This window comes from Vibrio sp. T3Y01, assembly GCF_013114525.1.
In the GTDB taxonomy this organism is placed as follows: Bacteria; Pseudomonadota; Gammaproteobacteria; order Enterobacterales; family Vibrionaceae; genus Vibrio; species Vibrio chagasii_B.
The window spans coordinates 1-12,241 of the sequence record NZ_VTXJ01000011.1 but is presented as its reverse complement, the minus strand read 5'-3'; the positions used below and the strand labels follow the sequence as shown (position 1 = coordinate 12,241).

General features: G+C 43.1%; 11 protein-coding genes. 5 read left to right on the top strand and 6 right to left on the bottom strand.

All coding sequences use genetic code 11. The features are described from left to right. Positions 1-17: 17 nt before the first annotated feature. From cueR to zipA, 5 genes are all read right to left on the bottom strand, one after another. A complete protein-coding gene (gene cueR / locus F0232_RS13535) occupies positions 18-410 on the bottom strand; it encodes a Cu(I)-responsive transcriptional regulator (RefSeq protein WP_105057473.1) in 393 nt (130 codons plus the stop codon). Positions 411-503: 93 nt separating this feature from the next. Continuing rightward, positions 504-1,295, bottom strand: a complete 792-nt coding sequence (locus F0232_RS13530) for a DUF2057 domain-containing protein (RefSeq protein WP_105057474.1) — start codon at positions 1,293-1,295, stop codon at positions 504-506. Between the two features lie 98 nt (positions 1,296-1,393). Beyond that, positions 1,394-2,533, bottom strand: a complete 1,140-nt coding sequence (locus F0232_RS13525; protein ID WP_061034181.1) for a porin — start codon at positions 2,531-2,533, stop codon at positions 1,394-1,396. 523 nt (positions 2,534-3,056) lie between these two features. Beyond that, a complete protein-coding gene (gene ligA, locus F0232_RS13520) occupies positions 3,057-5,069 on the bottom strand; it encodes an NAD-dependent DNA ligase LigA (protein ID WP_061034182.1) in 2,013 nt (670 codons plus the stop codon). Positions 5,070-5,161: 92 nt separating this feature from the next. Next, positions 5,162-6,220 carry a cell division protein ZipA gene (zipA, locus tag F0232_RS13515; protein WP_105057475.1) on the bottom strand — a complete coding sequence of 353 codons (1,059 nt, stop codon included), beginning with the start codon at positions 6,218-6,220 and terminating at the stop codon, positions 5,162-5,164. 228 nt (positions 6,221-6,448) lie between these two features. Here zipA and cysZ point away from each other — a divergent pair, with 228 nt between their 5' ends. From cysZ to crr, 5 genes are all read left to right on the top strand, one after another. Next, complete coding sequence (gene cysZ / locus F0232_RS13510; RefSeq protein WP_061034184.1) at positions 6,449-7,207, top strand: sulfate transporter CysZ; 759 nt, start codon at positions 6,449-6,451, stop codon at positions 7,205-7,207. 239 nt (positions 7,208-7,446) lie between these two features. Further along, positions 7,447-8,415 (top strand): cysteine synthase A, encoded by a 969-nt coding sequence (cysK, locus tag F0232_RS13505; protein ID WP_008224684.1) that lies wholly within the window; start codon positions 7,447-7,449, stop codon positions 8,413-8,415. Positions 8,416-8,717: 302 nt separating this feature from the next. Then, entirely contained in the window at positions 8,718-8,975 is a 258-nt protein-coding gene (locus F0232_RS13500) for an HPr family phosphocarrier protein (protein WP_004734263.1), read from the top strand. A gap of 136 nt (positions 8,976-9,111) precedes the next feature. After that, positions 9,112-10,836: a phosphoenolpyruvate-protein phosphotransferase PtsI gene (gene ptsI / locus F0232_RS13495; RefSeq protein ID WP_017061935.1), complete on the top strand. Its 1,725-nt coding sequence runs from the start codon at positions 9,112-9,114 to the stop codon at positions 10,834-10,836. A gap of 106 nt (positions 10,837-10,942) precedes the next feature. Continuing rightward, a complete protein-coding gene (gene crr / locus F0232_RS13490) occupies positions 10,943-11,452 on the top strand; it encodes a PTS glucose transporter subunit IIA (RefSeq protein WP_004737851.1) in 510 nt (169 codons plus the stop codon). 501 nt (positions 11,453-11,953) lie between these two features. Here the strand turns inward: crr and F0232_RS13485 are convergent. Next, positions 11,954-12,241, bottom strand: a 288-nt coding sequence (locus tag F0232_RS13485) for a flagellin (RefSeq protein ID WP_253821956.1), incomplete at its 5' end; no start/stop codon positions are given.

Below are 12,241 nucleotides of genomic sequence, written 5' to 3'. Positions count from 1 at the left end.
TTTATTACTGAAATGGTCTAAGGACGGCCAGATAAATTGTTTAAGATAGGACAATCCGTAGAGGCGTCACCTGGGCAGTCGTGTACCCAAGATTGCAATTGAGCCTTCATTTTATTGAGCTCCGCGAGCTTCAATTCTATTTCGTCTAACTTCTGAGTCGCTTTCTGTTTTACTTCGAAACTTTGCCTATTAGGGTTCATAGCTAGCTCAACCAAGGATTTACACTCATCCAGTGTGAAGCCAACCATCTTTGCTCTGAGCACAAATTCTAGCTGCTCGATATGAATCTCGCCATATTGCCTGTAGCCATTTTCTGAACGATGTGGCGGACTCATCATGCCTTTACTTTCGTAAAAACGAATGGATTTCGCTGTTGTACCAACACGTTTCGCTACTTCACCAATATTCACAATGTTACCTGTAAGCTTAAAATGAAAAACCGCAGTACTGCTGTTATACAATACTGCGGTTGAAAAACATAGTTTGAGGCTTAGGTTAAAGGCTTACTCTTGCTCTAACAACCAAATCATCGTCTGAGATTTTTCTTCGTTGTCTAATTTATTGAACCAGTAAGAAACCATTTCGATCTCTTTTGAGCCTTCTAGTGGTGCTGGGTTCGCGTTCTTACGATTCTTGAATGCCCAATCTGTCACTGCAGATTGCTCTTCTTTGGTTGCTTCACCATACCAGTAATTCACCATCTCTTGTGCTTGTGAGGCTTTTGGCTCTTCAGCAGCTACTGCTGCTACTGGAGCAACCGCGATAGCTGTATGATTATTTGCACCGTTATAAATTGTGTCGATGTACGCTTTCGGCACGATAAAAGTCGTACTCATTACTGAGTTTTGGCCTTCAAGCGTAAATTCTAAATTCTTTTCTCTTGCTTGCTGGATATCAGCGTCACTTAGTGGAAATTTAATATATTGAGTCTTAGTACAGTGCTCGCTGCAGCTTTCTCTTGGTACTTGTCTATCTTCTAGTTCTATCGTCTTGCCAAAAAAACTAACCGTTTCGTACTCTTTGTAACTTTGGAAGTAACTTACGTCCATAGTAATTGAAGATTCTGGGGCAGTATTCGGTGTTACTTCTTTATTGTATGTAAAATAAAGCGACGACTTGAGAATGTCTGCGCCTACATTTGCTCTATTTTCTGCTACGTAAGATTGACCGGTTACTTTAATGTAACCACCTTTAGGCTGAACATCAGCAACTGAGTCTGCAAAATTACTTTGTGAATCGAGTGAACTACAAGCTCCCAAAAATAATGATAATACAACTACACTAACTTTATTCATTATGACTAATTCCTTATGTTCACTATGGAAAAACGCTGGCAAACAAAATTTACCAGCGTTTTGATTTTTATCTAACTGTTTAAGCTAAAGATTCTAGCTTAGAAACCGTATTCAAGGCCAACGCGAGTTACGATATCTGTATCAGCGTCACCAACAGTACGACCCGCTACACGTAGGTAAGGTACGAAACCGTTATGAACAGCCATTAGCTGACCTGAGATAGTGTTGCTGTCTGAGTTAGCATCTTTAGAACCATTTGTTTCAGACTCAAGGTTAGCTGCGTAACCTAGTTTGAAACCGATTGGACCATTCCAGTATTGACCGATGATAGAGTAAGAATCTTGAGTCACTTTACGGATGCCGTTGTCTAGCTCTTCGCCTTTATATGCTGCAGCGAAACCGAAACCTGCTGGTAGGCTAGCTTCAAAACCAACGATGTATGCGAATGTGTCGTCATCGTAACCAGCTACAGTATCAGTTAGGTAAATTTCACCTTTAGGCGTAGTTACGGTGCCGTTTGCATCTTTAATATCTTCTTGAGCTACAACATACTCACCACCAGAAGCCGCAACTACACGAGTACCAGATTCAACCGCACCCATGAATGTGATTTTCTCAAAGCTGTATTTAGCACTTGCGCCAACGAAGTTTGCATCACGAGTCGCTGCACCACCACCATTGTCGTTATCATCACGACCAACAGAAGCTGCAAAAGAGAAACCGCCAAATTTAGCTGAATCGTAACGAACTTGGTTAGATTGACGATCGTAGTGACCATTGATACCGCCCCAATCGAATACAGAACCTAGACCAGGGTTAGAGAATGGCCAGTCGACGATTTCGTATAGTGGTGTCAGAACACGACCAACACGTAGGTTACCCCAAGAGCCAGAAGCACCAATGAAAGTATCACGGAAACCTAGAACACCACCTGAAACACCACCGTGAGACCAGTCTGTGCTATCTACGTAACCAGATTCGATCTGCATTGTGATTAATACATCATCAAACATATCTTTATGAGCACGGAAGCCGATACGAGATTCGTTCTCTACAGCGTAACCAGTACTAGAGTCGTTGTTATCAGTTGTGTTGTAGTTAACTAGAGAGATAGCTGCAACACCGTATACGTCAACGTTGAAGTCAGAGTTGATACCAACTTCTTTCGCCATTACGCCTGTCGATAAAAGTGCAACGGATGCACCTAGTAGAGTACGTTTGAAAAATTTGTTTTCCATGGAATAAAACTCCTAAAAATGGATATAGCTGTTTGAATATTCCCCACCTAAAGTTGGCCGCCGTAGAGAGAAATACCTTTTCTTGTTTGAGAATCCTTAACGCTGAATTCTCTATTTCCTTTCTGGGTATACACATCGTGCATCCATGGCATTAAGACTAACTTCGCCCTCAAAAAGATCAATGAGAACTTAATTTTCATCTAAAAAAATATGAGTTGGTGCAAATTTACCATGTACTTAGTGATCCAGATCGATAAATTTGAAAGGTCACACACAATAACACCTAAAACCATATAAAACAGCAACTTAAGCAAGATCGCCTTTTATAAAAATAGATATGACTCGCATTTCTGATACAACTAGAACGCTATTTCATTAATGTTGAGCGCCGTCACTGTCCTGATTTTGTAGTTCGTATAGGAACAAAATTCTCAACGATTAAAAAGCCACCATTTTTATAACAGACACAAAAAAGGCACTCTCTTGAAAGGAGTGCCTTTGAGCTTTTTTTACCTGAATTTACTTACGAAAGAAGAGCAATTAGATCTTCTTCGGTTCTTATTTCGATACCTAAATCTTGTGCTTTGGTTAATTTAGAACCTGCTGCTTCTCCGGCAAATAGGATATCGGTTTTCTTAGATACGCTACCCGTTACTTTAGCACCTAACGCTTGAAGTGCAGCTTTCGCTTCGCTTCGGCCCAATTGAGACAATGAACCTGTTAGCACAACCACTTTGCCTTCTAGAGGCAATTCTTGGTCATCTGGCGCATCTTCAATCACAGGCCAGTTCACGCCTAGTTCGATAAGCTGTTCAACGACCGCTCGGTTTTTCTCTTGTGAGAAGAAAGCCGTAATATGACTAGCAACGATGTCGCCAATATCAGACACCTCAACAAGCTGTTCATGAGTTGCCGCTTGTACTAGCTCTAGTGTCTTGAAATGCTGTGCTAAGTTCATCGCAGTCGCTTCACCGACTTCACGAATACCGAGTGAATAAAGGAAACGCGCTAACGTCGTATCTTTCGCTTTGTTCAGCGCACTCACCACGTTCTGTGCCGATTTCGGCCCCATACGGTCAAGCACCGTAATCACACCTGCACTGAGTTTAAATAGGTCCGCTGGTGTCTCGACCATTTCACGATCGACAAGCTGCTCTATTACTTTCACGCCCAGACCATCAACATCAAGCGCCTTTCGAGATACAAAGTGCTTAAGTGCTTCTTTACGCTGAGCCTGACACACCAAACCGCCAGTACAACGCGCTACAGCTTCCCCCTCTACGCGCTCAACCGCAGAGCTACATACAGGGCATGCATCAGGGAAAACGATGTCTTTAGCCGTCTCAGGGCGACGGTCTTGTACAACCGCGACAATCTGTGGAATCACATCACCAGCACGGCGGATAATAACGCTATCACCTACCTTCACACCTAGACGAGCAATCTCATCAGCGTTGTGTAGCGTTGCATTACTCACCGTCACACCACCCACAAAGATAGGCTCCAGTTTAGCTACAGGCGTAATAGCGCCGGTACGGCCTACCTGAAACTCAACATCGTTAAGCAGGGTAATCTCTTCTTGAGCCGGGAACTTGTAAGCAATCGCCCAACGAGGGGCTCTAGCAACAAAGCCAAGCACTTCTTGTGCCGCGATATCATCGACTTTGATCACCACGCCATCGATCTCATAAGCCAGAGCATCGCGACGCGTCATGATATCTTGGTAATACGCTTTTACATCCTCAAGAGAGCTAAGCTGCTTCGTCTCAGGACACATAGGTAAACCCCAGCCTTTCAGCTGCAAAAAGCGTTGGTAGTGGCTAGTTGAGAGCTCTGCACCTTCAACCACACCCACGCTGTAAGCATAGAAAGCTAATGGGCGTTTTGCGGTAATACGAGAATCCAGTTGACGCAAACTACCTGCTGCTGCATTACGTGGGTTAACAAAGACTTTCTCGCCTTTCTTCAACGCCATTTCGTTCAGTTTATCGAAGCCGGCTTTTGGCATGAACACTTCACCACGCACTTCGATACGTTCAGGCCAACCTTCGCCTTGTAGCTTAAGTGGAATCGAGCTAATCGTACGTACATTTTCAGTAATGTTTTCACCCGTTGCGCCATCACCACGAGTCGCCGCTTGAACTAATGTCCCGTTCACGTAAAGCAAACTCACAGCGAGGCCATCGAGTTTAGGCTCGCAACAGAAAGTCTTAAGGTTAGCGGTTGGCGCCCTATCGGACATACGCTTATTGAACGCATCTAAGTCTTCATCAGAGAATGCATTATCCAGAGAAAGCATTGGGATCTCGTGAGTCACTTGTGTGAAGCCATCTAGTGGCTGACCACCAACACGTTGGCTCGGTGAGTCAACCGTTACGAGCTCTGGGTTCTCTTCTTCGATCTTTAGCAACTGTTGCATTAATCGATCGTACTCAACATCAGGGATCTCTGGGCTATCTTCTACGTAATAACGAACGGCATGATAGTGCAGAGTTTCTCTTAACTGCTCTAAGGTCACTTGAATCGATTCTTTCATATCATTCTCTGTCGTGATTGAAATATCAAAAAGGGCTCCCTTAGGAGCCCTTTTCTATAAATATAGATTATTTACTAGGCTAAACAATATGGCTAAGCATTCGCTGCCGACATGAAGTCTCTAATCTGTTTGCGATAGTCTGATAAACGGTTTGGTGTCATCAAGTTACGCGATTCATCCAAGACGTTTCCACCCATATCATCAGCAATCTTCTGTGCTGCACTCAACATCACATTGAAGTTTTGATCAGCTTGACCATAGCATGGCAACGTCATGAAGAACGAAATACCCTTAGTCGTAAAGTCAGCTGGATCATCATGCTCTAAAGTTCCTGGCTGCATCATGTTCGCGACACTGAAGATAACTTTAGGCTCATCAGCTGATTGTGCAAAACAGTGGTAAATAGACATCTCACCGTAAGTTAAGCCATTGTTCTCCATGCTGCGGAAAAGTTCAGTACCAACAAATGGGATTTCTCCAGCACAGTGAACATTAAGAACAATCACCTCTAAGCCTAACTCTTCATCTTGCTTTGTTTCTTCAACAGGAGCAACTGGTGGGGCAACACTCTCTTTAGCTACGAATGGTTCACTTGCAGTAAAAGTTTGTTGTGAAGCCATTGGCTCACTTGCGACTACAGGCTCAGCAACTTGTTCTGCTTCAACTTCTTCAAAAGAGCCGTACTGCTCTTTAAAACCTGCATGGCTCTCTTTTTGCTCATCGGTCAGTTCGAAGCTAGGAACCTCTGGTTCTACTGCTTGTTCAACATCTTCCGGTTCGCTATCAACCTTGATAGGGTCTTCAACACTGAAAGAAGGCAAATCATTCAACTCGATATCGTCTTGTTGCTCTTCTTTTAATTGTGGTGCAGTAAGCGGATCTGAATCGATCAGCGGATCAGCCGCAGATGGCGATACCGCAAAATCCGGCTCTTTACGCTCTTTTCGGATTATTTCAAAATCATCTTCTGGGGCGAATGAACGGTTTGGGATGGTTTCAGCATCGTCTAAGCTATCATTATCTAGCTTGCCAAGTGGCTTATCTCCAAACTTTGCTTTCCCTTCTTTTTTACTCGTCCACAAACCGTGGAACAATAATGCGGCGATAGCTAGTGCGCCAACAATAATGAGTACAAATCGCAATTCCTGCATTTTTCGCTCTCAGCTTTCTTAGTCAACTAGCGGCAAAACGCTGTCACTAAGTTGGGTTAATTTGACCAATCTCACTACTCTATCAAAAGTAGCCACTGTTTTAGAACAACTTAATACAATTAGTTCCTTAGATGGTGTGATTTTCACCACGCTTTTTTTCTTAATTTCGGTCGAGTACACTAGACGTGTTTGCTATTTAACCAAATTCACATGTGACCTTAATTAAATATGACTATTGAATCTGTTCCCCGCTCCGGCTTTGGCTATTTTGTTTTCGGAATAAAAATCGCGTTGTCACCGAGCATTCGTAAATTTGTGCTACTTCCTCTTATCGCTAACGTCCTGCTGGTTGGTGGTGCGTTGTTTTATATCTTCTCTAACTTAAACACTTGGATTGAAGGCTGGATGGAAGGTTTACCAAGCTTCTTGTCATGGTTGTCCTATATCTTATGGCCACTATTGGTGTTAACTGTCTTAGCAACGTTTTCATATTTCTTTAGCACCCTTGCCAATTTCATTGCAGCTCCTTTTAACGGTTTGCTCTCTGAAAAAGTCGAAGAGCTACTTAGCGGCAAGAAAGTCAATGATGATGGCCTGCTTGATGTTCTTAAAGACACACCGCGTATTTTAGCAAGAGAATGGCGCAAGCTTGTCTACGTTCTGCCAAAAGCGATCGGTTTATTCCTACTTTTGTTAATTCCAGCACTAGGACAAACCGTTGCACCGTTTTTATGGTTCATCTTCACCGCGTGGATGTTAGCGATTCAATACGCCGACTACCCATTCGATAACCATAAAATCAAATTTGATGACATGAGAAATAGTTTGAAACAAAAACAAGGTAAGAGCTATAGCTTCGGCGCGCTTGTTTCCGTGTTCACTACTATTCCAATTTTGAACCTGATTGTAATGCCCGTAGCCGTATGTGGTGCAACCGCGATGTGGGTTGCTGAGTTTAAAGACCAAGCTCTACGCTCTCGTCTATAGTTCTCGTATCTAACTCTCTGCCTACACTTCCTAGTTTCGCCTATCTTTTTGAAGTTCTGATTTCAATAAAGATAGGCGTCAATTCTGCTACATATCTATATGATATAACTTTTTAATCCTTTTACCTTTTTTTCAACTTGTTTAATCTAAATTCAAGCTGAACAAACATCGAAAGACACTAGACGGTAAAGTGATTGATATACTACGTTTAGTTCTGTCATTAAATGAAGGAATATCGCATGAGCAAGATCTACGAAGACAACACCCTAACGATTGGTAATACACCTCTAGTCCGCCTAAACAAAGTAAGCAAAGGTAACGTCCTAGCTAAGATCGAAGCTCGTAACCCAAGCTTCAGTGTTAAGTGTCGTATCGGTTCGAACATGATCTGGGAAGCAGAGAAAGCAGGTACCCTTAAGCCAGGCATCGAGCTTGTTGAACCAACCAGTGGTAATACAGGTGTTGCACTCGCATTCGTAGCTGCAGCGCGTGGTTACAAACTTACACTAACTATGCCTGAGTCAATGAGCTTAGAGCGTCGTAAGCTGCTTAAAGCGCTTGGCGCAAACCTAGTACTGACTGAAGCACCAAAAGGCATGAATGGCGCGATTGCTAAAGCAGAAGAGATTGTTGCTTCAGATCCAGACAAATACCTACTACTACAACAGTTCAACAACCCAGCTAACCCACAGATTCACGAACAAACAACAGGTCCTGAGATCTGGGAAGCAACAGACGGCGAGATTGACGTGTTTGTAGCTGGCGTAGGTACAGGCGGTACTATCACTGGTACAAGTCGTTACATTAAAGGTGAAAAAGGCAAAGCCATCACTTCTGTCGCGGTAGAGCCAGCAGAATCTCCAGTAATCGCACAGGCACTTGCAGGTGAAGAAATCAAACCAGCTCCGCACAAAATCCAAGGTATCGGTGCCGGTTTCATCCCTGGAAACTTAGATTTAGAACTTATCGACCGCGTAGAGTCAGTAACTTCTGAAGAAGCAATTGAAATGGCTCAACGACTAATGAAAGAAGAAGGTATCCTTGCAGGTATCTCTTCAGGTGCAGCAGTAGTAGCGGCAAACAGAATCGCTGAACTACCTGAATTTGCAGGAAAAACCATTGTCACTGTACTTCCAAGCTCTGGTGAGCGTTACCTAAGTACAGCGCTATTTGCAGGTATCTTTACGGAAAAAGAGAACCAACAATAATATGTGGTCAAATCAATTTTTCGTCCAAAAAAGCCCCGTTTAGGGGCTTTTTTGTTGATCCCTGCCCCACCTTTGGTAATATCGGGTCTGTTTTATTTTTCGCTTCAAAATAAAAGAAGCAATAAACAGATTCTGAAGGTCGTGAGTCCTCAACAAAAGATGACCATGGCTGGATAAAAATTTATAACCAGTCTAAGTTCTAACACGAACATGGCGTACTAGCCTCTAGCGCATTTGAGCTAAAGCAGTTAAGCTAAACTGGTTACAAACTTACAAAAAATAAATTAATTGGGGTATATAAAATGTACGAGAAGCAAGTAGAAATCACAGCAGAAAACGGTCTTCACACTCGTCCAGCTGCACAGTTCGTTAAAGAAGCAAAATCTTTCGACGCTGACATCACAGTGACTTCTAACGGCAAAAGCGCTAGCGCGAAAAGCCTGTTCAAACTACAAACTTTAGGCCTAGTAAAAGGTACTAACGTTACTATTTCAGCTGAAGGTCCTCAAGCTCAGCAAGCAGTAGACCACCTAGTTGCTCTTATGGATCAACTACACTAATACGGTCTCCTTCTTTCAAAGCCATTTTGCATAGCAAAGTGGCTTTGTTCGAAATAGATAGGAATAAGCGCGACATTAGTCGACGACTTAAAGTCACACACTCTCCCGTTTACAGTTGAACAACTAAGGTAAGGCTATGATTTCAGGCATCCTAGCATCTCCTGGTATTGCTTTCGGTAAAGCACTACTACTTCAAGAAGATGAAATTGTCCTAAACACTCAATCTATCTCTGACGACCAAGTTGAAGCAGAAGTACAGCGTTTCTTTGACGCTCGTAACAAATCTTCTCAGCAACTTGAAGTTGTTAAGCAAAAAGCACTTGAAACTTTTGGCGAAGAAAAAGAAGCAATCTTTGAAGGCCACATCATGCTGCTTGAAGATGAAGAGCTAGAAGAAGAGATTTTAGCACTCATCAAGAAAGACAAAATGCACGCAGACAACGCGATCCACACTGTGATCGAAGAGCAAGCTGTTGCACTAGAGTCTCTTGATGATGAGTACCTAAAAGAACGTGCAACTGATATCCGTGATATCGGTACTCGTTTCGTTAAAAATGCTCTAGGCATCAACATTGTATCTCTAGCAGATATCAATGAAGAAGTTATCCTAGTTGCTTACGACCTAACGCCATCTGAAACTGCACAAATCAACCTAGACTACGTTCTTGGTTTCGCTTGTGACATCGGCGGTCGTACATCTCATACTTCAATCATGGCACGTTCTCTTGAGCTTCCAGCTATCGTTGGTACTAACGATATCACTAAGCAAGTTAAGAACGGCGACATGCTTGTGCTAGACGCGATGAACAACAAGATCATCATCAACCCTTCAGATGCTGAATTAGCAGAAGCTAAGAAAATCAAAGAAGATTTCGAAGCAGAAGCGGTTGAACTAGCAAAACTAAAAGATTTACATGCTGAAACTCTAGACGGTCACCGTGTAGAAGTTTGTGGCAACATCGGTACAGTAAAAGACTGTGACGGTATCCTGCGTAACGGCGGTGAAGGCGTTGGTCTGTACCGTACTGAGTTCCTATTTATGGACCGTGACGCGCTTCCTACTGAAGAAGAGCAATACGTTGCTTACAAAGAAGTAGCAGAAGCAATGGAAGGCGAGTCAGTGATTATCCGTACTATGGATATCGGTGGCGATAAAGACCTACCATACATGGACCTTCCACAAGAGATGAACCCTTTCCTAGGCTGGCGTGCAGTACGTATCAGCTTGGATCGTCGTGAAATCCTACGTGACCAACTACGTGGCATCCTACGTGCATCTGCACACGGTAAACTACGTATCATGTTCCCAATGATCATTTCTGTTGAAGAGATCCGTGAACTGAAAAAAGCAATCGAAGAGTACAAAGTTGAACTTCGCGCTGAAGGCCTAGCTTTCGATGAAGAAATCGAAATCGGCGTAATGGTTGAGACTCCAGCAGCTGCTGCAATCGCACACCACCTAGCGAAAGAAGTATCTTTCTTCTCTATCGGTACTAACGACCTAACGCAATACACTCTTGCGGTAGACCGTGGTAACGAAATGATTTCTCACCTGTACAACCCACTATCTCCTGCTGTTCTTACAGTAATCAAGCAAGTGATCGATGCATCACACGCTGAAGGTAAGTGGACTGGTATGTGTGGTGAGCTTGCTGGTGATGAACGTGCAACGCTACTTCTTCTTGGTATGGGTCTAGATGAGTTCTCTATGAGCGGTATCTCTATCCCTAAAGTGAAGAAAGTAATCCGTAACTCTAACTTCGCTGAAGTTAAAGCTATGGCTGACGAAGCACTATCTCTACCTACAGCTGCAGAAATTGAAGCTTGCGTAGAAAAATTCATCGCTGAGAAAACTCAGTAATCGCCAAGTGCTTAATAAAGTTAGACGGCTAAAAATAGTCGTCTAATTTGTTAGATTGGTATAGTATATTCTACAGAATAAAACTAAACGTTAGGAGCATGACACAATGGGTCTGTTTGACAAACTGAAAAAGCTTGTATCTGATGACAGCGCTGATGCTGGTGCAATCGAAATCATCGCACCTCTTTCTGGTGAAATCGTAAACATCGAAGACGTGCCAGATGTAGTTTTCGCTGAAAAAATCGTTGGTGACGGCATCGCTATCAAACCAGCTGGCGACAAAATGGTAGCTCCAGTTAACGGTACTATCGGTAAGATCTTCGAAACTAACCACGCATTCTCTATCGAGTCTGACGACGGTGTTGAGCTTTTCGTTCACTTCGGTATCGATACTGTTGAGCTTAAAGGCGAAGGTTTCACTCGTGTAGCTGAAGAAGGTCAATCTGTTAAAGCTGGTGACACTATCATCACTTTCGACCTAGCGCTTCTAGAAGAGAAAGCGAAATCTACGCTTACTCCAGTTGTTATCTCTAACATGGACGAAATCAAGGAGCTGAACAAGCTTTCTGGTTCTGTAACTGTTGGTGAAACTCCAGTTCTTAAAGTAACTAAGTAATCTCGATTACTTATCTGCTTTAATTAAAACGCTACCTAAGGGTGGCGTTTTTTGTGCCTGTTATATAGTTCTAATGCCAGATTACCAGCCACTTTGGCCTTATAACAACTACAAATCCTCTTCTTCTTTGGGCCTCTCACGAACAGAGATCCCTGATATCTCGCTCGACTCGATTCTGGGATGACGATTAAAAACGACGGTTTTAGCCCAAGTGATTGTTTACTCAAGCTAACCTATTCTATTCAGCTACCTATGGCGTCACCACTACCCAATCCCCGTCATTCCCTACAGTGAGGCACGAACGTGATAGGGAATCTCGCTTTTCCTTCTGTTTACACACTTATCTTTCCCAATGTGTCTTTGATAAATAGCAGGCAATAAAAAACCCAGCCGAAGCTGGGTTTGTTTAGCGCTCATCTCTCACCACGAGCTAATTTGTGGAGGCCTTACGTTAACGCTTTGTCTCAACAACACTTATAGTCAACGTGGCTTTTTAATCGATTAACCTAGTAGGCTAAGTGCCGAGTTCGGCGCTTGCTTCGCTTGAGCAAGAATCGAGCTTGAAGCTTGAGAAAGGATCTGAGACTTAGTCATCTGAGTCGTTTCTTTCGCGAAATCGGTATCTTTAATACGGCTCTTAGATGCATTAACGTTCTCGTTAATGTTGTCTAAGTTGCTGATTGCATGGTCGAAACGGTTTTGGAAAGCACCTAGCTCTGCACGGTGGCTGTCTACGTACTTAAGTGCTGCATCGATTACTGCTACAGACTCTTGTGCGCCGCCAACAGA

Bases quoted from the DNA above. Each gene is read 5' to 3' on its own strand.
- F0232_RS13530 (WP_105057474.1), bottom strand. From the start codon at position 1,295: ATGAATAAAGTTAGTGTAGTTGTATTATCATTATTTTTGGGAGCTTGT.
- F0232_RS13525 (WP_061034181.1), bottom strand. From the start codon at position 2,533: ATGGAAAACAAATTTTTCAAACGTACTCTACTAGGTGCATCCGTTGCA.
- ligA (WP_061034182.1), bottom strand. From the start codon at position 5,069: ATGAAAGAATCGATTCAAGTGACCTTAGAGCAGTTAAGAGAAACTCTG.
- zipA (WP_105057475.1), bottom strand. From the start codon at position 6,220: ATGCAGGAATTGCGATTTGTACTCATTATTGTTGGCGCACTAGCTATC.
- cysZ (WP_061034184.1), top strand. From the start codon at position 6,449: ATGACTATTGAATCTGTTCCCCGCTCCGGCTTTGGCTATTTTGTTTTC.
- cysK (WP_008224684.1), top strand. From the start codon at position 7,447: ATGAGCAAGATCTACGAAGACAACACCCTAACGATTGGTAATACACCT.
- F0232_RS13500 (WP_004734263.1), top strand. From the start codon at position 8,718: ATGTACGAGAAGCAAGTAGAAATCACAGCAGAAAACGGTCTTCACACT.
- ptsI (WP_017061935.1), top strand. From the start codon at position 9,112: ATGATTTCAGGCATCCTAGCATCTCCTGGTATTGCTTTCGGTAAAGCA.
- crr (WP_004737851.1), top strand. From the start codon at position 10,943: ATGGGTCTGTTTGACAAACTGAAAAAGCTTGTATCTGATGACAGCGCT.